19 protein-coding genes are annotated in these 23,521 nt (G+C 73.4%); 14 read left to right on the top strand and 5 right to left on the bottom strand.

All coding sequences use genetic code 11. From position 1 onward, the window contains the following. Positions 1-48 precede the first annotated feature (48 nt). The 3 genes from cobT to ACF08W_RS07580 all read left to right on the top strand — a co-directional run bounded on the left by cobT (position 49) and on the right by ACF08W_RS07580 (position 3,802). The gene (gene cobT / locus ACF08W_RS07590; RefSeq protein WP_392278746.1) at positions 49-1,134 is read left to right on the top strand and encodes a nicotinate-nucleotide--dimethylbenzimidazole phosphoribosyltransferase; all 1,086 of its coding nucleotides are present in this window, start codon (positions 49-51) and stop codon (positions 1,132-1,134) included. A 149-nt stretch (positions 1,135-1,283) separates the two neighbouring features. Next, a complete protein-coding gene (locus ACF08W_RS07585) occupies positions 1,284-3,086 on the top strand; it encodes a phosphatidylglycerol lysyltransferase domain-containing protein (protein WP_385205125.1) in 1,803 nt (600 codons plus the stop codon). After that, a complete protein-coding gene (locus ACF08W_RS07580) occupies positions 3,083-3,802 on the top strand; it encodes a resistance to Congo red protein (protein ID WP_385205123.1) in 720 nt (239 codons plus the stop codon). The genes ACF08W_RS07585 and ACF08W_RS07580 overlap by 4 nt, the downstream gene beginning before the upstream one ends. Here ACF08W_RS07580 and ACF08W_RS07575 read toward each other — a convergent pair. Beyond that, the gene (locus tag ACF08W_RS07575; RefSeq protein WP_385205121.1) at positions 3,745-4,506 is read right to left on the bottom strand and encodes a hypothetical protein; all 762 of its coding nucleotides are present in this window, start codon (positions 4,504-4,506) and stop codon (positions 3,745-3,747) included. The two genes, ACF08W_RS07580 and ACF08W_RS07575, sit on opposite strands and share 58 nt — an antisense overlap. A gap of 88 nt (positions 4,507-4,594) precedes the next feature. Here ACF08W_RS07575 and ACF08W_RS07570 point away from each other — a divergent pair, with 88 nt between their 5' ends. Continuing rightward, positions 4,595-5,374 carry an adenosylcobinamide-GDP ribazoletransferase gene (locus tag ACF08W_RS07570; RefSeq protein WP_392278745.1) on the top strand — a complete coding sequence of 260 codons (780 nt, stop codon included), beginning with the start codon at positions 4,595-4,597 and terminating at the stop codon, positions 5,372-5,374. A 15-nt stretch (positions 5,375-5,389) separates the two neighbouring features. Here ACF08W_RS07570 and ACF08W_RS07565 read toward each other — a convergent pair whose 3' ends face one another. Next, the gene (locus ACF08W_RS07565) at positions 5,390-6,232 is read right to left on the bottom strand and encodes an endo alpha-1,4 polygalactosaminidase (protein WP_392278744.1); all 843 of its coding nucleotides are present in this window, start codon (positions 6,230-6,232) and stop codon (positions 5,390-5,392) included. Positions 6,233-6,471: 239 nt separating this feature from the next. Between ACF08W_RS07565 and ACF08W_RS07560 the strand changes: the two genes are divergently transcribed. The 7 genes from ACF08W_RS07560 to ACF08W_RS07530 all read left to right on the top strand — a co-directional run bounded on the left by ACF08W_RS07560 (position 6,472) and on the right by ACF08W_RS07530 (position 17,002). Beyond that, on the top strand, positions 6,472-8,028 hold the full coding sequence (locus ACF08W_RS07560; RefSeq protein WP_392278743.1) for a leucyl aminopeptidase: 1,557 nt from the start codon (positions 6,472-6,474) through the stop codon (positions 8,026-8,028). A gap of 401 nt (positions 8,029-8,429) precedes the next feature. Next, on the top strand, positions 8,430-9,818 hold the full coding sequence (gene lpdA / locus ACF08W_RS07555; protein WP_352280390.1) for a dihydrolipoyl dehydrogenase: 1,389 nt from the start codon (positions 8,430-8,432) through the stop codon (positions 9,816-9,818). A gap of 61 nt (positions 9,819-9,879) precedes the next feature. Then, the gene (sucB, locus tag ACF08W_RS07550; protein ID WP_392278742.1) at positions 9,880-11,679 is read left to right on the top strand and encodes a 2-oxoglutarate dehydrogenase, E2 component, dihydrolipoamide succinyltransferase; all 1,800 of its coding nucleotides are present in this window, start codon (positions 9,880-9,882) and stop codon (positions 11,677-11,679) included. A gap of 154 nt (positions 11,680-11,833) precedes the next feature. After that, a complete protein-coding gene (locus ACF08W_RS07545) occupies positions 11,834-12,457 on the top strand; it encodes a GntR family transcriptional regulator (RefSeq protein WP_352280392.1) in 624 nt (207 codons plus the stop codon). Between the two features lie 280 nt (positions 12,458-12,737). After that, entirely contained in the window at positions 12,738-15,407 is a 2,670-nt protein-coding gene (gene aceE, locus ACF08W_RS07540; protein ID WP_352280393.1) for a pyruvate dehydrogenase (acetyl-transferring), homodimeric type, read from the top strand. 43 nt (positions 15,408-15,450) lie between these two features. Next, positions 15,451-16,422 (top strand): helix-turn-helix transcriptional regulator, encoded by a 972-nt coding sequence (locus ACF08W_RS07535; protein WP_392278741.1) that lies wholly within the window; start codon positions 15,451-15,453, stop codon positions 16,420-16,422. A gap of 61 nt (positions 16,423-16,483) precedes the next feature. Further along, a complete protein-coding gene (locus tag ACF08W_RS07530) occupies positions 16,484-17,002 on the top strand; it encodes a DUF4240 domain-containing protein (protein WP_392278861.1) in 519 nt (172 codons plus the stop codon). 209 nt (positions 17,003-17,211) lie between these two features. On the opposite strand, the gene ACF08W_RS07525 is transcribed toward ACF08W_RS07530, so the two are convergent. Beyond that, positions 17,212-17,982: an SDR family oxidoreductase gene (locus tag ACF08W_RS07525; protein ID WP_352280395.1), complete on the bottom strand. Its 771-nt coding sequence runs from the start codon at positions 17,980-17,982 to the stop codon at positions 17,212-17,214. A gap of 155 nt (positions 17,983-18,137) precedes the next feature. Here ACF08W_RS07525 and ACF08W_RS07520 point away from each other — a divergent pair, with 155 nt between their 5' ends. After that, positions 18,138-18,776, top strand: coding sequence for a TetR/AcrR family transcriptional regulator (locus ACF08W_RS07520; RefSeq protein ID WP_392278740.1), 639 nt, complete (start codon positions 18,138-18,140; stop codon positions 18,774-18,776). Positions 18,777-18,844: 68 nt separating this feature from the next. Here ACF08W_RS07520 and ACF08W_RS07515 read toward each other — a convergent pair whose 3' ends face one another. Further along, positions 18,845-20,134: an SdrD B-like domain-containing protein gene (locus tag ACF08W_RS07515; RefSeq protein WP_392278739.1), complete on the bottom strand. Its 1,290-nt coding sequence runs from the start codon at positions 20,132-20,134 to the stop codon at positions 18,845-18,847. Between the two features lie 205 nt (positions 20,135-20,339). After that, positions 20,340-20,858, bottom strand: coding sequence for a GNAT family N-acetyltransferase (locus ACF08W_RS07510; RefSeq protein ID WP_392278738.1), 519 nt, complete (start codon positions 20,856-20,858; stop codon positions 20,340-20,342). A gap of 125 nt (positions 20,859-20,983) precedes the next feature. Here ACF08W_RS07510 and ACF08W_RS07505 point away from each other — a divergent pair, with 125 nt between their 5' ends. Both ACF08W_RS07505 and ACF08W_RS07500 read left to right on the top strand, forming a co-directional pair. Then, positions 20,984-21,883: a TIGR01777 family oxidoreductase gene (locus tag ACF08W_RS07505; protein WP_385205090.1), complete on the top strand. Its 900-nt coding sequence runs from the start codon at positions 20,984-20,986 to the stop codon at positions 21,881-21,883. Between the two features lie 240 nt (positions 21,884-22,123). Beyond that, positions 22,124-23,425, top strand: coding sequence for an NAD(P)/FAD-dependent oxidoreductase (locus tag ACF08W_RS07500; RefSeq protein WP_392278737.1), 1,302 nt, complete (start codon positions 22,124-22,126; stop codon positions 23,423-23,425). Positions 23,426-23,521: the final 96 nt, after the last annotated feature.

The raw sequence follows: 23,521 nt of genomic DNA, 5'->3' as shown, positions 1-23,521 counted from the left end.
GCCGGGCTCGCCGGCCCACCAGACGCATCGACCGCGAGGCAGACCCCCGTGAATCTGGACGACTTCTCCGATCTGATCGAACGCCCCGACGGCGGCGTACGGCGCGATGCCGAGGAACGCCGGGAGCGCATGACCGTTCCCGTGGGCGCCCTCGGCCGCCTGGACGAGCTGGGGGAATGGCTCTCGGCCGCGCAGCAGTCCGTCCCGGTCAAGGCGATCGAGCAGCCGCGCGTGGTGCTCTTCGCCGGTGATCACGGGGTGGCCTCGCTGGACGTCTCCGGGCGTCCGGCCGGGAGCGCGCACGAGCTGGTGCGGGCCACGCTGGAGGGCACGACGCCGCTCGCGGTGCTGGCCCGCCAGTTCGGCGTGCCGGTGCGGATCGTCGACGCCGGTCTGGACTGCGACCCGGAACTGCTGCCCGAGCCGGTGGTGCGGCACCGGGTGCGGCGCGGCAGCGGGCGGATCGACATCGAGAACGCGCTGACGGCCGAGGAGGCCGAGCAGGCGGTCCGGCTCGGCATGCGGATCGCCGACGAGGAGGCCGACTCGGGCACCGATCTGGTGGTGCTCGGCGATCTGAGCGTGGGCGGGACGACGGCCGCGGCCACCCTGATCGCGGCGCTCTGCGGCACGGACGCCTCGGTGGTGACCGGGCGCGGCGGCGCGGGCATCGACGACCTGGCGTGGATGCGCAAGTGCGCGGCGATCCGGGACTCGTTGCGGCGGGCCCGGCCGGTCCTCGGGGACCAGCTGGAGCTGCTGGCCACGGTGGGCGGCGCGGACCTGGCGGCGACGACCGGGTTCCTGCTCCAGTGCGCCGTGCGGCGGCTGCCGGTGATCCTGGACGGGGTGGTCTCCGCGGCCTGTGCGCTGGTGGGGCAGCGGGCCGCGTTCCGGGCGCCGGACTGGTGGCTGGCGGGCCAGAGCAGCGGTGAGCCGGCCCAGGCCAAGGCCCTGGACCGGATGGCGCTCAACCCGTTGCTCGACCACGGCGTCATGGTGGGCGAAGGAAGCGGGGCCCTGCTCGCCCTCCCGCTCGTCCGGGCCGCCGCGGCACTCGCCGCGGAGCTGCCCGAGCGCGAGGCCGACGCGGAGGACGAGGCGGCGGGCGCCGCGTACGACGACGCGACGTAGGTCGCGTCCGGCGGTCTCGGGGCCGGGCACGGCCCGACTCCGGTACCGCCGGGCACGGCCCGGGCTCGCGGACCGGTGGTACCGCGAACCGGGACACCGGGCCGCAGCACGAACCCTCTCGCGCGTTGTGCCCCATATCATCGCTTTTCATGGGAGAGGTCGGCGTGACCACCGAAGTACCCGGACGGGGTGGCGTCCGGCCGCCGAGCACCACACTGTCGCGGCGCGGCGCGGCCTTCGCGATCTGGTACCTGCGGGTCGTCTGCTTCATCAACTTCCTGAGCGCCGTCTGGGTCACGCTCGGGAACGACCTGCGCCGCCACAACACGGAGAACTACTTCACCCCCTACCTGCTCACCGCGGGTTTCTCCTCCGGGGTCGTCGCGCTCTTCCTGGCGATCACGATGCGCCGCCGCAAGCGGGCCGCCTGGATCGTGAACCTGGTGGTCGGCGGCCTCTTCCTGCTGATCTTCGCCCTGGCGCTGATGTTCCCGGACGTCCGGGCGTACGCGCAGAACTGGGTCTCGCTCCTGCTGACCGCCGCCTTCGTGCTGGCGCTGATCCTCGGCCGGCGGGAGTTCTACGCGAAGGGCGACCGGTCCAACCCGAAGCTGGCGGCCGCCGTCGCGGCCGGCGGACTGCTGGTCACCTCGCTGATCGCCGCGGGGCTGGTCACCCTCACCAACACCGCGCCGCACAGCGGCCGGGCGTCCTTCCCGGACCGCTGGCGATACGGGGCGCTGCGGCTGGTCTCGGTCGCCGACAACGACGCCGCCTTCCCCGGGATCGTCACCCCGGGCTGGGTCGACGTCTCGATCAACGTCCTCTCCACGCTGCTGCTGATCGCCGTGGTGTACGCGGCGTTCCGCTCCCGCCGGGCGGTCGACCCGCTCACCCCCGAGGACGAGGCCCGGCTGCGCGCGCTGCTCGACCGGCACGGCGAGCGGGACTCGCTCGGGTACTTCGCGCTGCGCCGGGAGAAGAGCGTCATCTGGTCCCCGACCGGCAAGGCCGCGGTCGTCTACCGGGTGGTGGGCGGGGTGTCGCTGGCCTCCGGGGATCCGATCGGCGATCCGGAGGCCTGGCCCGGGGCGATCGAGCCCTGGCTGGCCGAGGCGCGCGAGCACGGCTGGATCCCGGCCGCGATGGGGGTGAGCGAGGAGGCCGGCACGATCTACGCCCGGCACGGCCTGGACGCCCTGGAGCTGGGCGACGAGGCGATCGTGGAGACCGCCGACTTCACCCTGGAGGGGCGGGCGATGCGTACCGTCCGCCAGGCGTACAACCGGGTCCGCCGGGCCGGGTACGAGGTGACCGTACGCCGTCACGCGGACATCCCCGAGGCGGAGATGGCCGAGCTGGTGCGGTGCGCCGACGACTGGCGCGACGGGGCGACCGAGCGCGGGTTCTCGATGGCGCTGGGCCGTCTCGGCGACCCCGCCGACGGGCAGTGCGTGATGCTGGAGTGCCGGGACGCCCCGGACGCGGACGGGGAACCGGGCCGGCTGCGGGCGGTGCTGAGCTTCGTGCCGTGGGGGCCGCACGGGCTGTCGCTGGACCTGATGCGCCGTGACCGGGACTCCGAGAACGGGCTGATGGAGTTCATGGTCATCGAACTCCTGCGGCGCGCCGACGAGATCGGGATCACCCAGGTCTCGCTGAACTTCGCGATGTTCCGGTCCGTCTTCGAACGGGGTTCGCGGCTCGGGGCCGGACCGGTGCTGAGGCTGTGGCGCTCGCTGCTCAGTTTCTTCTCCCGGTGGTGGCAGATCGAGTCGCTGTACCGCGCCAACGCCAAGTACCGGCCGATCTGGGAGCCACGTTTCATGCTGTTCGAGAAGAGCGCCGACCTGCTGCGCATCGGCATCTCGGCCGGTCGTGCCGAGGGGTTCCTGGAGGCGCCCGGACTGCCCAAGTGGCTGCACCGCTCGCAGCTCGGGACGCGTGGATGAGAGGTCCGGGCGCCCTGCGGCGGGCGGCCCGCCGGGAGTGGGGTCCGCTGGTGGGGACCGTACGCGGGGCGCTGGTGGCCGAGCGCTGGCGGGCGGTGCCCATGACGCTCGCCGCCGTCTGTCTGACCGCGCTGCTCCAGGTGGTGCAGAACCAGTCGTGGGGTGCCGGGCCGGTGCGGACGCTGGGGGCGGTGCGGGCCGAGGACCCGTGGTGGGCGGCGCTGGCGCGTACCCCGCTGTCGCTGTTCGTGCCGGCGCCGGACCTGCCGGTCTGGGGGGCGCTGATCCAGATCCTGGTGGTGTTCGGGACGGCCGAGATCTGCCTGGGCCGGTGGCGCACGCTGACGATCGCGTACCTGGCGACGCTGGTGGGCACGCTGTACGCGCGGCTCGGTGTCGCGCTCGGCCCCGACCTTCCGCTGGGGCTGCCGGGTTCCGACGCCCGGATCGTGGACACCGGCCCGTCCGCCGCGGTGGTCGGCCTCGCCGTCTACGTCTGCTTCGTCCACCGGGCCCGGTTCACCGGGGCCCTGGTGATCGTCGCGATGGCGGTCGAGGTGGTCGTGAAGGACAATCTGGCGGGCAAGGAGCACCTGGTGGCGATCGCCGCGGTGCTCATGCTCTGCGCCTGCGTGGGGCGCCGGGACCGGCGCCGGGCTCAGGACCCGCGGGGCGGGAGCGGCACCCGGTCGGGGGCGCCGCCGATCAGGTCCTGAAGTCTGCGTTCGGGTCCCGCCCAGCGCACGTCGTGGTGGTACTCGCGCAGCAGGGCGCGGGCCCGCGCCCGGGGCCGGCCGCGGTAGCAGCGCTTCGCCCACGCCGAGGCGGGGCGGGCCAGCCGGACCGCCGCGACCAGGGCGACGAACGGGACGAGCGTGCCGACGACCGCGAGCCGCGCCTTGCCCTTGACGAGGGCGATCAGGACGAAGCAGAAGTTCACGGCCACGGTCAGCAGGACCCCGAGCCGGCCCTGCTGCTCGTCGCTGCTCACCTCGTTCACACCGAGCGGCGAGAACCCGGCCAGGACGAGCAGGACGAGCGCGGCGGTGAGGGCGACCACCTCCACGCTCCGGCGCCCCTCCTCGGTCCAGTACACGTCGTCGAGATGGACGATCAGCGCGAACTCGTCCAGCACCAGCCCCGCCCCCGCGCCGAAGATCACGGCGCAGATCCCCGCGGTGACGCCGTGGCGCCCGCTGGCGACCGCGCCGAAGCCGCCGACGACGCTCAGCACCACACCGGGGACCACGTGGTGGATGTGCAGGCCGCCGGGGGTGAAGTCGCGGAACGGGCCCTTCCCCGCCCGGATCATGCGGGTGATGACCCGGGTGACGGCGAAGGTGAGCACGAAGGCGGCCAGGGCGAGGAGCAGCGGCAGCTTTCCCGGCTCGACGATGTTCCGATCGAACCAGTGACCCATGCCACCCACTCCCGATAAGCCGGTTCTGTAGTGTTTTGCCGCGTTACGGGCAATCTATCGGCCGGGGGCAGGGGTTAGCCTGCGCGCCGTGACCTCCCTGAACAGCCACGGCGTCCGTTTCGCCTTCGGCACCCTGACCGTGCTCCCCGTCCGCGTCACCCGCTGGGACCGGGAGACCGCCCGGACCGGGATGCTGTGCGCGCCGCTCGCCGGGCTGGTGGTGGGGGTGCTCGCGGCGGCGGCCGGCTGTCTGTCGCTGCTGCTCGGCTCGAGTCCGCTGATGGCCGCCGTCGCCTCGGCCGCCGTTCCCGCGGTGCTGACCCGCGGGCTGCATCTGGACGGTCTCGCGGACACCGCCGACGGTCTGGGCAGCGGCAAGCCCGCCGACCAGGCCCTGCGGATCATGAAGCAGTCGGACATTGGGCCGTTCGGTGTGGTCACCCTGCTGTTCGTGCTGCTGGCGCAGGTCGCGGCCGGGCAGCAGCTGTACGCGCGGGGCTGGGCGGACGGCGCGGTGGCGACGGTGGTCGCGGCGGTGGCCGCCCGGCTGGCGCTCACCCTGGCCTCCCGCCGGGGTGTGCCGGCGGCGCGCCCGGAGGGGCTGGGCGCGGCGGTGGCGGGCACGGTGCCGGTGGGCGGCGCGGTGGCGGTCGGGGCCGTGGTGGTCGCGGGGTGCGCGGCGGCGGGGGCGCTCCTCGGCGGGTACGGGGCGGTGCGGTGCGCGGGGGCGGCGGCGGTGGGCGCGGCGGTGGCGCTGGTGCTGCTGCGGCGCTGTGGGCGGCGGTTCGGCGGGGTGACCGGCGATGTGTTCGGCGCGCTGGCGGAGACGGCGGCGACGGCCGTGCTGGTGGTGCTGACGTTCGGTTAGTGCGTGTGCGGCGGATCAGGCCGGGCACTCCTGGCGCCAGACGCCGAGCTCGTACTTCTTCAGCAGGGAGCTGAGCCCCAGCCGCCGCGAGTCCGCGCAGAACCGGGCGACCGGCAGCTCGTACTCGACGTGGAAGACGGCCTTGCCCGCCTTCACGAACGGGGAGAGTTCCGCGCACTCCTCGTACTGCGCGCACTGCTCGTTGACCGCGAAGTCGAAGTCCGGCTCCAGCGCGGGGATCTGGCCGAGATCGTTCTTCAGGCCCACGGCGAGGCCGTGGCGGTGGGCGATGCGGGCGACGAGCCGGTTGTAGCGCAGCTGGTCGGCGGCGGTCAGCGGGAAACCGGTGCGGTTGCGGTAGCCGTCCATGTTGTCGGGCTCGACCGCGTCGAAGCCCTTGCGGGCGCACATCGCGATCCGCTTCTCCATCAGCGGTTCCAGGACGTCGGTGCGGCGGATGTCGAGCCAGCGCTCGCCCTTCCAGCCGTTGCCCTCGCCGAGCACCCGGGCGGGGAACTTCCCCGCGTCCGGGCGGAATTCCTCCCAGGCGCCGGTGGAGAGGTAGCAGATCACCTTGCGGCCCCGGCGGTGCAGGTCGTCGACGGCGGCGGCGGCGTGGTCGAAGCCGTCGATGTCGTACACCGGCACGTCCACCGTGGGGTCGAGTTTGCCGGAGAGCTGCCACTGCCAGCCGAGGCCGGGTTTCGGCCGCCAGTGGTCCCGGGCGGTCGGGCGGGGGTCGTCCGGCGCCGGCGCCGGGGCGCAGCCGGTCAGCAGAACGAGAACGGCCAGCAGCAGTACGGCGGCGGGCAGCGGTGCGCCGCCCGTCCTCGGGCGCGCGGCCCCACGGGTGTGCATGGTTCTCCCCCGGTCGGTCCTTCTCCGGCACGACCCTACGTGCTCGCCCGCCGGGTCCGGGCCCCGGAGGCGGGCCGGGAGGCGCTTCGAGCCATCGACGGCCCGCCGCCGTGATCCCGGCGCAAAGGCGCGCGTAGGCTCCTTACCGGCACATTGCGGGGGGCGTCTACGATGCGCCGGGCACGGTCGGCCCATCCCTCGACCGCCATCGAACTCAACGGAAGCGAGATTTCACCACCGTGACTGCTCTCACTCTCAGCACTGCCGGGGCGGCGACGCTGCGTGCCGACGCACTCGTCGTCGGCGTCGCCAAGGGCTCTGCATCCAAGACCGGGAGCCTGGTCCTCGCGCCGGGCGCCGAGGCCGTGGACCAGGCGTTCGGCGGGAAGCTCGCCGCCGTCCTCGAAGCCCTGGGCGCCACCGGTGCCGAGGGCGAGGTGACCAAGCTCCCCGCGCCCGAGGGCCTCAAGGTCCCGGTCGTCATCGCGGCCGGTCTCGGCCCCGCCCCGGAGAAGGGCCGGGCGTACGACGCCGAGGCGCTGCGCCGCGCCGCCGGTTCGGCCGCCCGCGCCCTGACCGGTGCGAAGAAGGCCGGCTTCGCGCTGCCCACCGAGTCCGCCGAGGACGCCGGGGCCATCGCCGAGGGCGCCCTCATGGGCGCGTACGCCTTCACCGCGTACCAGCAGGGCGAGAACAAGCTCGCCCCCAAGGGCAAGAAGAACGGCAACGGTCCGAAGCTGCCGCTCGGCGAGGTCGCCCTGATCGGCGCCAAGCCGCGCGACAAGGCGTTCAAGGCGGCCACCGAGCGCGCCGTCGCGCTGGCCGAGGAGATCAACCGCGCCCGCGACCTGATCAACACCCCGCCGAACGACCTGTACCCCGAGTCCTTCGCCGCCGTGGCCACCGCCGCGGGCAAGGAGCACGGCATCAAGGTGCAGGTGCTGGACGAGAAGGCGCTCGTCAAGGGCGGCTACGGCGGCCTGCTGGGCGTCGGCCAGGGCTCCACGCACGGCCCGCGCCTGGTGAAGCTGGCCTACACGCACCCGAAGGCGGAGAAGACCCTGGCCCTGGTGGGCAAGGGCATCACCTACGACTCGGGCGGCATCTCGCTGAAGCCGGCCGGTCACAACGAGACGATGAAGTGCGACATGAGCGGTGCCGCCGCCGTGTTCGCCGCCGTCGTCACGGCCGCGCGGCTGGGGCTGAAGGTCAACGTCACCGGCTGGCTGGCGCTGGCCGAGAACATGCCGTCGGGCAACGCCACCCGCCCGGGTGACGTGCTGCGCATGTACAGCGGCAAGACCGTCGAGGTCCTCAACACGGACGCCGAGGGCCGGCTCGTCCTCGCCGACGCGCTCACCCGCGCCTCGGAGGAGAACCCGGACGCGATCGTCGACGTGGCGACCCTGACCGGCGCGATGGTGCTGGCGCTGGGCAACCGCACCTTCGGCATCATGGCGAACGACGACGCCTTCCGTACCTCGATCCACGAGATCGCCGAGGAGGCCGGCGAGGCGTCCTGGCCGATGCCGCTCCCCGCCGACCTGCGCAAGGGCATGGACTCCCCGACCGCCGACATCGCCAACATGGGCGAGCGGATGGGCGGCGGCCTGGTGGCCGGTCTCTTCCTCCAGGAGTTCGTGGGCGAGGGCATCGCCTGGGCGCACCTGGACATCGCCGGTCCGGCCTTCCACGAGGGCGCGCCGTACGGCTACACGCCGAAGGGCGGCACCGGCTCCTCGGTCCGCACGCTGGTCAAGCTGGCCGAGCGCACCGCCGCCGGCGACCTCGGCTGAGGTCGCGAGCCCCGCAGCACGGGCCCGGCACCGGCCGGACGGCATCGCGCGTGTGATGCCGTCCGGCCGGTGCCCCGGGCCCGCCGTACGGCCCCGGGCATGATTCCGGGGCCGTTCGGCGTTGTCCCGTCGGTACCACCGCGCGGGAATCCGGCCGGTTTCGCTCTCGACGAAATCCACGGGCGTCCGCGTGGCGGCGACCGGCCGGGACGGATGATCATTCGCCCCGGACCCGGGCCCCGCGTCCCGCTCACCGTCAACTAGTGCGAAGATGGGTTCTCGGCAGGACAGGGCCCCCACCACAGGGCCGAAAAACACAAAGCGGCCGAACACCAGCCGACCGGCGGTCATCCCCCAGCGACGGGGCCCGGCGTACGGCGCACATGCATGGAGGACGTGACGTGGCGAACGACGCCAGCACCGTTTTCGACCTAGTGATCCTCGGCGGCGGTAGCGGCGGTTACGCCGCGGCCCTGCGCGGGGCGCAGCTGGGCCTGGACGTCGCTCTGATCGAGAAGGGCAAGGTCGGCGGCACCTGCCTGCACAACGGCTGCATTCCCACGAAGGCCCTGCTCCACGCCGGCGAGATCGCCGACCAGGCGCGCGAGTCGGAGCAGTTCGGTGTCAAGGCCACTTTCGAGGGCATCGACATCGAGGCCGTCCACAAGTACAAGGACGACGTGATCTCGGGCCTGTACAAGGGTCTGCAGGGTCTCATCGCCTCGCGCAAGGTCACCTACATCGAGGGCGAGGGCCGGCTGTCCTCCCCCACCTCGGTGGACGTGAACGGCCAGCGCGTCCAGGGCCGCCACGTGCTGCTCGCGACCGGCTCCGTGCCGAAGTCGCTGCCGGGCCTGGAGATCGACGGCAACCGCATCATCTCCTCGGACCACGCGCTGAAGCTGGACCGCGTCCCGAAGTCGGCGATCGTGCTGGGCGGCGGCGTCATCGGTGTCGAGTTCGCCTCGGCGTGGACGTCCTTCGGCACCGACGTGACGATCATCGAGGGCCTGAAGCACCTGGTCCCGGTCGAGGACGAGAACAGCTCGAAGCTTCTTGAGCGCGCCTTCCGCAAGCGCGGCATCAAGTTCAACCTCGGTACGTTCTTCCAGAGCGCCGAGTACACGCAGGACGGCGTCCGCGTGACCCTCGCCGACGGCAAGACCTTCGAGGCCGAGGTGCTGCTGGTCGCCATCGGCCGCGGCCCGGTTTCGCAGGGCCTGGGCTACGAGGAGGCCGGGGTCGCGATGGACCGCGGCTACGTCCTCGTCGACGAGTACATGCAGACCAACGTGCCCACCATCTCGGCCGTGGGCGACCTGGTCCCGACGCTCCAGCTCGCGCACGTCGGCTTCGCCGAGGGCATCCTGGTGGCGGAGCGGCTGGCCGGTCTGAAGACCGTTCCGATCGACTACGACGGTGTCCCGCGGGTGACCTACTGCCACCCCGAGGTCGCCTCCGTCGGCATCTCCGAGGCCAAGGCCAAGGAGCTCTACGGCGCGGACAAGGTCGTCGCTCTCAAGTACAACCTCGCGGGCAACGGCAAGAGCAAGATCCTGAAGACCGCGGGCGAGATCAAGCTCGTCCAGGTCAAGGACGGTGCCGTGGTCGGCGTCCACATGGTCGGTGACCGTATGGGCGAGCAGGTCGGCGAAGCCCAGCTGATCTACAACTGGGAGGCGCTGCCGGCCGAGGTCGCGCAGCTCATCCACGCCCACCCGACCCAGAACGAAGCGATGGGCGAGGCCCACCTGGCCCTGGCCGGCAAGCCGCTTCACTCCCACGACTGATCCAGTCGACCGGGCGCGACGACGACCTACTTCCGCACTTTCGTAAGGAGCAACTGAAACCATGTCGGTTTCCGTAACCCTTCCGGCGCTCGGCGAGAGCGTCACCGAGGGCACTGTCACCCGCTGGCTGAAGGCCGAGGGCGAGCGCGTCGAGGCCGACGAGCCGCTTCTCGAAGTGTCGACCGACAAGGTCGACACCGAGATCCCGGCCCCCGCCGCCGGCATTCTGGCGTCCATCAAGGTCGCCGAGGACGAGACCGTCGAGGTCGGCGCCGAGCTGGCCGTCATCGACGACGGCACGGGCGCCCCGGCCGCCGCCGCGGCTCCGGCCGCCGAGCCCGCCGAGGCCCCCGCCCCCGCCCCCGCCCCGGCGCCTGCCGCCGAGGCCCCCGCCGCTCCGGCTCCGGCCCCTGCGGCCGAGGCTCCGGCCGCCGCCCCGGCCGGTGGCGCCGCCGGTACCGACGTCACCCTCCCGGCGCTCGGCGAGAGCGTCACCGAGGGCACCGTCACCCGCTGGCTGAAGGAGGTCGGCGAGGAGGTCACGGAGGACGAGCCCCTCCTGGAGGTCTCCACGGACAAGGTCGACACCGAGATCCCGGCCCCGGTCTCCGGCGTGCTGCTGGAGATCGTCGTCGCCGAGGACGAGACCGCCGAGGTCGGCGCCAAGCTCGCCGTCATCGGTGCCCCGGGTGCCGCTCCGGCGGCTGCCCCGGCTCCGGCCGCTCCGGCGCCCGCCGCCGCTCCGGCTCCGGCTCCCGCGCCGGCTCCGGTGGCCCCGGCCGCCCCCGCTCCGGCCCCGGCCCCGGCGGCGCCCGCCGCTCCGGCTCCGGCCCCCGCCCCGGCCGCTCCGGCCGCCCCCGCCCCGGCTCCGGTGGCCGCCCCGGCTCCGGTCACCCCGGTGGCCCCGGCCGCGACCTCCGGTGACGACGGCGCGTACGTCACCCCGCTGGTCCGCAAGCTCGCCGCCGAGAACGGCGTCGACCTGGGCGCGGTCAAGGGCACCGGTGTCGGTGGCCGGATCCGCAAGCAGGACGTCGTCGCCGCCGCGGAGGCCGCCAAGGCCGCCGCGACCCCGGCTCCGGCCCCGGCCGCCGCCGCTGCTCCGGCGGCCTCGAAGGCGCCGAAGCTGGAGGCGTCCCCGCTGCGCGGCCAGACGGTCAAGATGACCCGCATGCGCAAGCTCATCGGCGACAACATGATGAAGGCGCTGCACTCGCAGGCGCAGCTGACCACGGTCGTCGAGGTCGACGTCACCAGGCTGATGAAGCTGCGCAACCTGGCGAAGGACGCGTTCGCCGCCCGCGAGGGCGTCAAGCTGTCCCCGATGCCGTTCTACGTCAAGGCGGCGGCCCAGGCGCTGAAGGCCCACCCGGTCGTCAACGCCCGGATCAACGAGGACGACTCGACCGTCACGTACTTCGACTCGGAGAACATCGGCATCGCCGTGGACGCCGAGAAGGGCCTGATGACCCCGGTCATCAAGGGTGCGGGCGACCTGAACATCGCGGGCATCGCGAAGAAGACCGCCGAGCTGGCCGGCAAGGCCCGCGGTGGCGGCCTGACCCCGGACGACATGTCCGGTGCCACCTTCACCATCAGCAACACCGGCTCGCGCGGCGCGCTCTTCGACACCGTCATCGTGCCGCCGAACCAGGCCGCCATCCTGGGCATCGGTGCCACGGTGAAGCGTCCGGCGGTCATCGAAACCGAGGAGGGCACCGTGATCGGTGTCCGCGACATGACGTACCTGTCGCTCTCCTACGACCACCGTCTGGTGGACGGCGCCGACGCCGCCCGCTACCTGACCTCGGTCAAGGCGATCCTGGAGGCCGGCGAGTTCGAGGTCGAGCTCGGCCTCTGAGCGCGGCTGTAACCAGCCTCACCAACGGTGCCCCCGTCCGGAACACTTCCGGGCGGGGGCACCGCCGTATTGTCTAGGGCACGCCCCAGACACCGCCGGTCGGCCCGGCCGCCGTGATGACGCGGAAGCACCGGTTCGCCCCGAAGGAGCCCTCATGACCCCGCCCGTCGTCCACTCGCTGCGCGAACAGATCCGCGAGCACATCGTGGAGGGGATCGTCAGCGGGCGCTGGAAGCCCGGCGAGCGGATCGTGGAGCGCCGCATCGCCACCGAGCTGGAGGTCAGCCAGACGCCGGTGCGCGAGGCGCTGCGGGAGCTGGAGACGCTCCGGCTGATCGAGTCGGCCCCCAACAAGGGCGTCCGGGTCCGCAACCTCACCGCCGCCGACCTGGAGGAGAGCTACCCGGTGCGGGCCGGTCTGGAGCAGATCGCGGCGGAGCTGGCGGCCCCATCCCTCGGCGAGGACTGCTCGCGCCTCACCCCGCACGTGACGGCGCTCTACGAGGCGGACCGGCTGGCCGACGGCGAGGCGCAGGTCCGGCACACCGTGGCCTTCCACCGCGAGATGGTGCGGGCGGCGGGCAACGCGGTCCTGCTGCACACCTGGGAGGGGCTGGGCATCGAGGTGTTCACGGCCCTGTCGATCCGCTGGCTGGGCACGGTGCAGAAGTCGTACGCGGAGGAGCACGAGGCGCTCATCGAGGCGTTCCTGCGCAAGGACCCGGACATCGGCGTGCTGGCTAAGGCGCACGTCCTGGGCTGCGCCCCGCGCGCCTGAGAAGCCCTTCCGGACCGCCTCCGAGGACGTACGCATCTGTCGGGACGGGTGCTCTTCCGTGCAGGTCAGCGCCCTTTTTGTACCCGTAGATCCCGTCACTCCGTGCCCCGTTTCGCGGCACCGAATGCCAATTTCTTCATATCGAGAAGTTTTGCCCTTCACCCTTTGATCGATCATCGATCGGCGCCTTACAGTTCATCTCGCGGGCTCACCGCCCGATCGCCCTGTCCTGCCAGTCAGGGCCTTCTCCACCCCCCTCCCACTCCGGAAGGCGGCGATCATGACCGACCCCGTAGGAAAGCTTCCGAGCGAGCTCGATCAGCTCCCGGACCGCGACCCCGAGGAGACCGCCGAATGGGCGGCCTCCCTGGATGCCGTCACCAGGGCCGCCGGCCCGCACCGCGCCGCGTACCTGATGCGCCGCTCGCTGGAGCACGCCGAGGGCGCCGGTCTCGCGCTGCCCAAGCTGCTGGAGACCGACTACGTCAACTCCATCCCGACCGCCGCCGAGCCCGAGTTCGACGGCGACCTGGAGATGGAATCCCGGATCACCGCCTGGAACCGCTGGAACGCGGCCGCGATGGTCACCCGCGGCTCCCGCTTCGGCGTCGGCGGCCACATCGCCACGTTCGCGTCGGCGGCCTGGCTGTACGAGACGGGCTTCAACCACTTCTTCCGGGGCAAGGAGGGGGACGGATCCGGTGACCAGCTCTACATCCAGGGCCACGCCTCCCCCGGCATCTACGCCCGCGCCTTCCTCGACGGCCGCCTGAGCGAGCAGCAGCTCGACAACTTCCGCCAGGAGGCGGGCGGCGACGGTCTGCCGTCCTACCCGCACCCGCGGCGGCTGCCCTGGCTGTGGGAGTTCCCCACCGTGTCGATGGGGCTCGGCCCGCTCTCCGCGATCTACCAGGCGCGCTTCAACCGCTACCTGGCCAACCGCAACATCAAGGACACGTCGAACTCGCACGTCTGGGCCTTCCTGGGCGACGGCGAGATGGACGAGCCCGAGTCGACCGCCGCCCTGGCCCTCGCGGCCCGCGAGGGGCTCGACAACCTGACCTTCGTCATCAACTGCAACCTGCAGCGCCTCGACGGCCCGGTCCGCGCCAACTTCCGCGTGGTCCAGGAGCTGGAGGGGGCCTTCCGCGGCGCCGGCTGGAACGTCGTCAAGACGCTCTGGGGCACCGCGTGGGACGAGCTGTTCCAGCTGGACACCACCGGTGCGCTGGTCCGCCGGCTCCGGGAGGTCCCGGACGCGCAGTTCCAGACGTACGCCACCCGCGACGTCGCGTACATCCGCGAGCACTTCTTCGGTGCCGAGCCCGCCCTCGCCGAGCTGGCGAAGCTGCTCACCGACGCGAAGATCGGCGAGTGCTTCTACACCTCGCGCGGCGGCCATGAGGCCCGCAAGGTGTACGCGGCCTACCGGGCCGCCCTGGCGCACAAGGGCGCGCCGACCGTGATCCTCGCGCAGACCGTGAAGGGCTTCACGCTCGGCAAGGGCTTCGAGTCCAAGAACGCCAACCACCAGATGAAGAAGCTCTCGGTGGACGAGTTCAAGGACATGCGCGAGCTGCTCGGCCTGCCGATCCCGGACAGCGCGTTCGCCGACGGCCTGGTGCCCTACGGCCACCCGGGCGCCGACTCCCCCGAGGTCCGCTACCTCCAGGAGCGCCGCGCCGCCCTCGGCGGCCCCGCCCCGGCCCGCCGCGTCCACGCGGTGGCGCTGCCGGAGCCGGAGGAGCGCGCGTTCGCCGCCCTGAAGAAGGGGTCCGGCAAGCAGGAGATGGCCACCACCATGGCCTTCGTCCGCCTGGTCAAGGACCTGATGCGGGACAAGCAGACCGGGAAGCGCTGGGTGCCGATCGTCCCCGACGAGGCGCGCACCTTCGGCATGGAGTCGCTGTTCCCCTCGGCCGGCATCTACTCGCCGCTGGGCCAGACGTACGAGCCGGTCGACCGCGACCAGCTGATGTACTACAAGGAGGCCAAGGACGGCCAGATCCTCAACGAGGGGATCACCGAGGCCGGGGCCATGGCCGACTTCATCGCCGCCTCGACGTCGTACGCGACGCACGGCGAGACGATGATCCCGTTCTACATCTTCTACTCGATGTTCGGCTGGCAGCGGACCGGCGACCAGATGTGGCAGCTCGCCGACCAGCTCGGCAAGGGCTTCATCGTCGGCGCCACGGCGGGCCGTACGACGCTGACCGGTGAGGGGCTCCAGCACGCGGACGGCCACTCGCACCTGATCGCGGCCACCAACCCGGCCTCGCTCAACTACGACCCGGCGTTCGCGTACGAGATCGCGGTGATCGTCAAGGACGGTCTGCGCCGGATGTACGGCCCCGAGGCCGAGAACGTCTTCTACTACCTGACGGTCTACAACGAGCCGAAGCCGCAGCCCGCGATGCCGGAGGGCGTCGAGGAGGGCATCGTCAAGGGCCTGTACCGCTTCAAGGAGGGCGTGCCCGCCTCGGCGGACGCGCCGCGGGTCCAGCTGCTGGCCTCCGGTACGGCGATCCACTGGGCGCTGGAGGCGCAGGAGCTGCTGGCCGCGGACTGGGGGGTCACGGCCGACGTCTGGTCCGCCACCTCCTGGGGCGAGCTGCGCCGCGAGGCGCTGGAGTGCGACGCCGCGCTGCTCCGCGGTGAGCAGCGGGTGCCGTACGTGACGCAGGCGCTGGAGGGCGCCCCGGGTCCGGTCGTCGCGGTCAGCGACTGGATGCGCCAGGTCCCCGACCAGATCAGCCAGTGGGTGGAGCAGGACTGGTCCTCGCTCGGCACGGACGGCTTCGGCCTCTCCGACACCCGGGACGCGGCCCGCCGCCACTTCGGCGTCGACGCCCGTTCGATCGCCGTCGCGGCCCTGGCCCAGCTGGCCCGCCGCGGCGAGGTCAGCGCGACCTCGGTCAAGGAGGCCCGGGAGCGGTACGGCCTCTGAGACACCGGAAACGGAGCGGCGCGCATGCGGACACAATGGCCGTATGCGCGCTGCCCGTCTCATCAGAATGGTGCTGCTCCTGCAGTCCCGCCCGGCCATGACCGCCGCGGAGCTCGCCCGGGAGCTGGAGGTGTCGGAGCGGACCGTGACCCGGGACGCGCAGGCCCTCTCGGAGGCGGGCGTCCCGGTCTACGCGGACCGGGGCCGGGCCGGCGGCTACCGGCTGGTCGGCGGCTACCGGACGGGGCTGACCGGTCTCGCCCGGGACGAGGCCGAGGCGCTCTTCCTGTCCGGGCTGCCGTCCGCGCTGCGCGAGATGGGGCTGGCGGACGCCGCCTCGACCGCCCGGCTCAAGGTGGCGGCGGCCCTGACGCCCGCGCTGCGGGACGCCCCGGACCGCACCGTGCACCGGTTCCATCTGGACGCGCCGGGCTGGTACCAGGAGCCGGTCACCCCCGAGCAGCTTCCGGCCCTGGCCGGGGCGGTGTGGGGCGACCGGACGGTGCGGGCCCGCTATCTCCGCAACGGCGCGGACGCCCCGGCCGAGCGGGAGCTGGAACCGTACGGGCTCGTGCTGAAGGCGGGGGTCTGGTACGTGTGCGCACGGGTGGCGGGGGATTTCCGGGTGTACCGGGTCGACCGGTTCTCGGACGTGGTGGTGACCGAGGAGCGGTTCGAGCGGGACGAGCGGTTCGACCTGGCGGGTTTCTGGGCGGAGCGGGCCGCGCAGTTCGCCCGGTCGCTGCTGCGGGCGGAGGTGACGGTGCGGTTGTCCCCCGAGGGGGTACGCCGACTGCCGTACGTACTGGACCGTTCGGCGGTCGGGGCGGCGCTGGAGACGGCCGGTCCGCCGGATGCCGAGGGGTGGCTGACCCTCACCGTGCCGGTCGAGTCGGAAGAGATCGCGTACGGCCAACTCCTGGGCCTGGGGCCGGAGTCGGAGGTGCTGGAGCCGGTCGCGCTGCGGGAGCGGTTCGCGGCGGCGGCCGCGGCGCTGCACGGGCTGTACGGCTGAGCGCGGCGCCGCCCGGCGTCCGCGTGCGCCGTGCCCCGCCAGGGCCGATGCTTGATCCGTGATGGACGAGACGGAGTTCTGGGAGATCGTCGACAGCACGCGCACGGCCGCCGAGGGTGACCCGGAGGACCAGGCCGAGCTGCTCGTCGAGCGGCTGGTGCGGCTCGACCCCGACGCGGTGCTGGACTTCGCCCGGCACTTCGAGGCCCGTTTCCACCGTGCCTACCGCTGGGAGCTGTGGGGCGCCGCCGCACTGCTGCTGGGCGGCGCGGACGAGGGCGCCTTCGATTTCTTCCGGTGCTGGCTGATCGGCCAGGGCCGGGAGGTCTTCGAGGGCGCCCTGCACGAGCCGGACGCGCTGGCCGATCTCCTCGACGACTTCGACGAGGAGATCGACGGGGACGGCGAGGAGCTGGGTTACGCCGCCGACGAGGCGTACGAGCAGCTCACCGGCGTGGTGGCGCCGGACCTCGGGCTGCCGCCCCAGCCGGCCGAGCCCGGGGGCGCCCCGGTGGGCTTCGACGACGAGTCCCTGGCGAAGCGGTTCCCCGGGCTCTGGGCACGGTTCGGGGCCGGCTGAGGGGCCCGGCGGCCAGGGTGTGTTTCCAGCCCCTGGGACCTGTCTTCAAACTGCCGTCGTCCGGCCGGAGGCCGGGCCGTGCGGTGTCCGGTGCGTGCGATCGCAAGGCGGAGGGTCGCTCCGATACTGGATGTATCGGGGTGACCCCGACAACGCGGCGAGCGTGCGTGCCGGGCGCCGCACGGCAGGCGGCAGTTTGAAGACAGGTCCTAGAAGTGGGTGCCGCCGTCGATGCGGATCTCCGTACCGGTGATGAACGCGCCGTCCCGGGAGCCGAGCATCGCGACGACACCGGCCACGGTGTCCGGGCTGGCGAAGCCGGTGCCGAGCGCCGGGGAGAGCTTCATGAAGAGCGACATGTCGGCGTCGGCGGGCAGTCCCGGGCCGTGACCGCTGGTCATGTCGGAGGAGATCGAGCCGGGCGCGACGGCGACGAACCGCACCCCCTGCTTGCTGTACTCGCTGGCCAGCGCGTGCGTCATCGACTGGATGCCGCCCTTGCTCGCCGCGTACGCGGACATGTACGGGTGGGCGAAGGCCGCGGAGGTGGAGGAGAAGTTCACCACGGCCGGCTCGTTGCCCTCGATCAGCGCCGGTATCGCCTCGCGGATCATCAGGAAGGTGCCCGTGAGGTTGACCGCGATGATCTTGTTGAAGAACTCCAGCGTGGTCTTGTGGGTGTGCTCGGAGCGCAGGATCCCGGCGGCGTTGACCAGGACGTCGAGCCCGCCGAGGGTCTCCACGGCGGAGGCGACACCGGTCCGTACCGCGGCCTCGTCCGCGATGTCCAGGGCCAGGGTGGTGAGGCGGTCCGCGGTGCCGTTCGCCTCGGCGGTCGCCCGGGTCTCCGCCAGGCCGGCCTCGTTGACGTCGGCGGCGACGACCCGGCCGCCCTCGGCGAGGACGCGGTGGACGGTGGCCCGGCCGATACCGGAGCCGCCTCCGGTGATGAGGACGCGGCGGCCTTCGTAGCGGTTCATGTCTGTCCCTCCGATCCCGGTGACTGGTGTCCCGGAGCGTGTCGACGGCGCCCCCATGGGCGTCCCGATCACTGTCCACCGTACGCCTAGGTGGCACGTTTTGCCATCACGACATCGCGCGCATGCCCCTGGCCCCCGGGGGTAATGTCCTGGGAATGAGCACCGAGCCGCCGCAGCCGTCCCTCACCGAGCGCCGCAAGGCCGCGACCCAGCTGGAGATCGCCCGCGCCGCGGCCGCGCTCTTCGCCGAGCGGGGCCCCGACGGCACCACGGCCGAGGACATCGCGCAGCGGGCGGGCGTGGCGCTGCGCACCTTCTACCGGTACTTCCGCTCCAAGCAGGACGCGGTGGGCCCGCTGCTCTCCGGGGGCGCCGAGCGCTGGCGCTCGCTGCTGGCGACGGCCGAGCCGGGGGACGCGTTCGCCGAGGTGCTGGAGCGGGCGGTCACCGAGGCGTTCCGGATGCCGGACGGGGACGCCGACGAGCAGTTGGGCTGGACGCTCGGGCTGCTGCGGGCGGCCGAGCGGGACCCGGCGCTGCGCGCGGTCTGGTACCGGGTCAATCAGGATTCGGAGGAGCGGCTGCTGCCGGTGCTGGCCCGGCTGGCCGGCGAGGAGGCGGACCCGCTGGAGGTCCGGCTGGCCGCGGCCGCCGCCACGGACTCGGTACGGGTCGCGCTGGAGTCCTGGGCGGCGACGACGGACGCGCCGACGGACGGGCCCGGCTCACCGGCCGAGCTGGCCGTCCGCTGTCTGCACGAACTCATGGGCGGTATGCGGCTGTTCAGGGGCTGAGGCAGCCGCCGCGCCCCGGCGGGTCACCGGGCCGGGGCGCGGCGGCGCGGACGGGACGCGCCCGCCGTTCACCAGCTCCCGTGCGGGTGGGCCGTCGGCTTGGGCTTTCCGTGCGGGTGGGGGTGGGCCGTCGGCCTGGGGCCGGGTGCGTGGGTCGGCGGCGGGGTGGGGGGACAGGTCCGGGTCGGGGAGGGGCTCGGCGGCGGCGTGGGGATCGGGAAGACCGGAGGGATCGTCACGACCGGCGAGGGAAGCGGGGGCACCTCGGGGACCGGCGGGATGGAGACGACCGGCGACGGGAGCGGGGGCACCTCCGGGACCGGGGGCACCTCGGGAACCGGCGGCACGGACACGAGCGGGGACGGCAGCGGGGGCACCTCCGGAACCGGCGGGATCGACAGGGTCGGCGAAGGCGTGGGGACGGGCCGGCAGGTCAGTGCCAGGTCGGCGTCGGTGACGCTGCTCCCGTCGCTCGTGTCGGCCGGGCGGGAGCTGGTCGGCGGGGTGTAGGCGTCCGATTCCGTACTGACCTGGTAGTGACCGGGCGCCAGGTCCGTGAAGCCGTAGTTCCCCTGGTCGTCGGTGGTCGTGGTGACGGGCTGACCGTCGGCGCCGAGCACGGGCTGCCCGTTCTCGTCCAGGAGCCGCACCTCCAGCCCGGCGGGGGTACCGCAGTCGGCGGTGACCTGGCCGGCGATCCGCGAGGACAGCGACGAGGTCCACAGCTGGTAGACCGGGAAGCCGCTCTGCCGGGTGAAGGTCAGGGTGATGGTGGAGACCGGCACGGTGGGCTGGAACCAGCCGGAGGCGCCCGTGGTGTCCGAACCGTTGCCGACCAGGGTGCTCGTGGCGGGGTCCCAGTTCGGTACGTCGGTGTCCGTCCCGGCGGCCCCGCACGCGGACGGCTTCGGGGTGGACTGGCAGTAGTTGAAGGCGCCCTGCCAGCCGAGCTGGTCGGTGGTCAGGGGCTGCCCGTCCGCGCCGGTCGCGGTGACCCGGACGGTGTCGGCGTCGATGTCGCCTAGGGTGAAGGCGAAGGTCCCGGCGTTGGTCGGTTGCTCGAACGTGAGGGTCGTCGTGGACGGCGCGAGGCCCGCGGCGGTCCGCAGGGTGACGTACTCCTTGCCCTGCGACGTTCCGTACCGCTCCCCCACCGGCGTGCCCGGCCCCAGGAAGACCGAGGTCCCCGACTGCACGGTCGCCGTGGTGCTGTCCGTCGTCACCGCGGCGGACGGGAAGTCCGTGAGCGGGATGTCCACCGTGCCGGTGGTGCCGCTCATCGACCAGTCCCCGTACGCCGAGGTCGCGTCCGCGTACGCCACTCCCGGCGGCCAGCACAGCACCGCGGCGGCCAGCACGCCGGCACAGGCGGTCCGGGCGACGCTGCGAGCGGGGACACCTCTGCCGAAAAACCCCATAACCGCCATGCCGCGATATTCACGTCACGCCCCGCGGTTTCGGCCGAGGCCGGGCTCGGACACGCGGGCGCTCAGCCGATCGTCGTACCGGATGCGCGGAGCCTGCCCGGTGTCCGCCTTTCCCGTGTCCCCTCGCCCCGGCCGGTCACGGGGCGAGCGAACGGCCCATCAGGATGTCGTCGACGTACCGCCCGTCCAGGAAGAACTCGCCGGGCAGCACGCCCTCGACGGTGAACCCCTCGGACGCGTACAGGGCGCGGGCGGGCGTGTTGTGCCCGAGGACCCGCAGGGTGATCCGGTTGGCCCCGTCGTCCCGCGCCGTCGCGCAGGCGGCGCGCAGCAGGGCGCGGGCGACGCCCCGGCCGCGCGCCCGGTCGGCGACGGCGAGGCCCTGTATCTGTCGGACGTGGGAGTTGCAGGCCAGGGGGGTCGGTGGGACCAGCCTGATGTATCCGGCCGGGCGCGGGTCGTCCGCGACCTCGGCCACCAGGAAGTCACCGGGTACGTGGCGCTCGTCGAAGAAGGGCGCGTAGGGCGGCTGGGGGCGCGGCATGACGGCGTGCAGGGTGGACCAGGTGGCGCGGTCGAGCTCGCCGAGCGCGGCCTCGTCGGCGAGGACGGCGGGGCGGACCCGGCAGGCCGGGTGCGGATGGATCTTGGACATGCCCGCCACTGTGTCAGAACCGGTCCGGGCGGTCAGTCCCTTTCTTCGCGCGGTACGCCGGTGACACGCGGCGCGGCGCACACCAACGGTGGGCCCGGCAGGGCCGTTGGGGCAGGATGGGACCCATGGTTCACTCCCGTATCGCTGTCACCGGAGCGTCCGGACTCGTCGGAGCGGCGCTGGTGCGTTCGCTGCGGGCCGACGGGCTGGAGGTGGTCCGTCTCGTCCGCCGCCCGGCCCGGTCCGGGGACGAGGCGGAGTGGGATCCCCGGCGCGGCTACGTCGACGCGGCGGGTCTGGTCGGCTGCGACGCCGTCGTCCACCTGGCCGGGGCGGGGGTCGGCGACCACCGCTGGTCCCAGGCGTACAAGCGGGAGATCCGGGACAGCCGGGTACTGGGCACGGCCGCGATCGCCGAGGCCGTCGCCTCCCTGGACCCGGCGCCGAAGGTCCTGGTGTCCGGTTCGGCGATCGGCTACTACGGCGACACCGGGGACCGCGCCGTCGACGAGAGCGCCCCGGCCGGGAAGGGCTTCCTGCCGTCCGTCTGCGTGGAGTGGGAGGCCGCCACGGCCGCCGCCCAGGCGGCGGGCGTGCGGACGGTGCACGCCCGCACCGGACTGGTCGTCGCCCGCGAAGGCGGGGCCTGGGGCCGGCTCTTCCCGCTGTTCCGGGCGGGGCTCGGCGGCCGGCTGGGCGACGGGCGGCAGTACTGGAGCTTCATCGCGCTGCACGACGAGGTCGCGGCGCTGCGCCACCTCCTGGAGACGGAGTCGCTGTCCGGCCCGGTGAACCTGACCGCTCCCTCCCCGGTCACCAACCGCGAGGTGACGGCCGCGATGGGGCGGGTGCTGCACCGCCCCACGCTCCTCACCGCCCCGGCCCCGGCCCTGCGGATCGCCCTCGGGGAGTTCGCCCAGGACGTGCTGGGCAGTCAGCGGGTGGTGCCGCACCGGCTGCTGGAGTCGGGCTTCGCCTTCGCCTTCCCGGGCATCGACGGAGCGATCCGCGCCGCCCTGCGCTGAGCGCCCCGGTGGATGCGCCGCCCCCGCCACCGAATCGGACAGACATGCGACCCCGTGCAACGGTGCCCCGGGTGCGCGCGACTGCGTCCGCGCCCGCCGCGCTCCTAACCTCCCGGTAGTGCCGTCGGCCGCCCGTCCTCCGGGCGGTGGTCCGAAGGCACGGTCCGGCGAACCCGGTCGTTCCGGGAGGCCCGTCGGGGCCGCGGTCCCCCACGGCCGCGCCGACTCGGGGAGGGGCACATGCTCAGCACGGCACACCACGCGGACGTCGTCATCATCGGGGCCGGGATCGCCGGCCTGTCCGCCGCCCACCGATTGACCAGCGCGGGGCTGAGCGTCAGCGTCCTGGAGGCCGCCCCCCGGATCGGCGGACGGATGAGCACCGCCGAGGTGGACGGCTTCCGGCTCGACCACATCGGCCCGCTCCTCACCACCACCTGCCCGCAGCTGCGCGTGACGCCCGGCCTCGAAGGGCTGGTGCTGCGCACCTTCGCCCCGGGGGTGCTGGTGCACAGCGAGGGCCGCCAGTACCGCACCGGCGACGTACGGGGCGCTCGGGGCGCACTCAAGGCGGCGCGCGCCCTCGCGAGCGCCCCCCGGCCGCCGATGGGCGGGCCGATCGACCAGGCCCGGGTGGCCGCCGCGCTGAGCCGGCTCGCCGCCACCCCGGCGGCCCGCATCCTGGCCCGCCCCGAGCAGTCGGCACTGGCCGCCCTGTCCCACCGCGGGCTGCCCGCCCGTACCGTCAACGGCTTCCTGCGCCCGCTGCTCGCCGCGCTGCTCGCCGACCCCGGGCTCACCACCTCCAGCCGGTGCGCCGACCTCGTCCTGCGCGACTACGCGCGCGGCAGGCTCTGCGTCCCCGAGGGCGGTTCGGCGGCGCTGCCCGAGCTCCTCGCGGCCGCGCTGCCGCCGGGCACCGTGCGTACCGGGGTGCATGTCACGGCCGCCGACATCACCTCGGTCCGCACCGAGGAGCACGGCGAGCTGGGGTGCCGTTCCCTGCTGGTCGCGACCGGCGCCGGGGCCGCCGCCGAGCTGCTGCCCGGTCTCCGGGTGCCGTCCTTCCACCCCGTGACGGTCCTTCACCACACCGCGCCCGCTCCCCCGCCGACCGGCACCGCCCTGCTGCTGGACGCCGACGGCTCCGGCCCGGTGGCGCACACCGCGGTGATGAGCGCAGTCGATCCCACGCGCGCCCCGCACGGCCGCACGCTGATCAGTTCCACGGTGCTCGGCACCCCGCCGCCCGGCCTGGAGCGCGCGGTCCGCACCCATCTCGCCGCGCTCTACGGGGTCCGCACCGACGACTGGGAGCTGCTGGCCGTCCACCACGACCCGGAGGCGGTCCCCGCGATGCCCGCCCCGCACGACCTGCGCCGCCCGGTGCGGCTGCTGGCCGGTCTCTACGTGTGCGGCGACCACCGGGACACCAGCACCGTCCGGGGCGCCCTGTACTCGGGGCGCCGCGCCGCCGACGCCGTCCTCGCCGACCTGGGCGTACGGCCGGCCGGCCACACGCCGCTGCCCGAGGCGGCCTGACGGAGGGGAACACCAAGCTCGCGGCTCCGGCCCGGTGAGGTCTGTGGACCCGGCCCGGAGCCGCGCTCGAACAGCCAGGGGGCGCACCGGCGTGCG

Origin of the sequence: Streptomyces sp. NPDC015144 (genome assembly GCF_043079735.1) — a bacterium.
Classification (GTDB): Bacteria; Actinomycetota; Actinomycetes; order Streptomycetales; family Streptomycetaceae; genus Streptomyces.
This window is presented reverse-complemented; position numbering and strand designations above follow the sequence as displayed.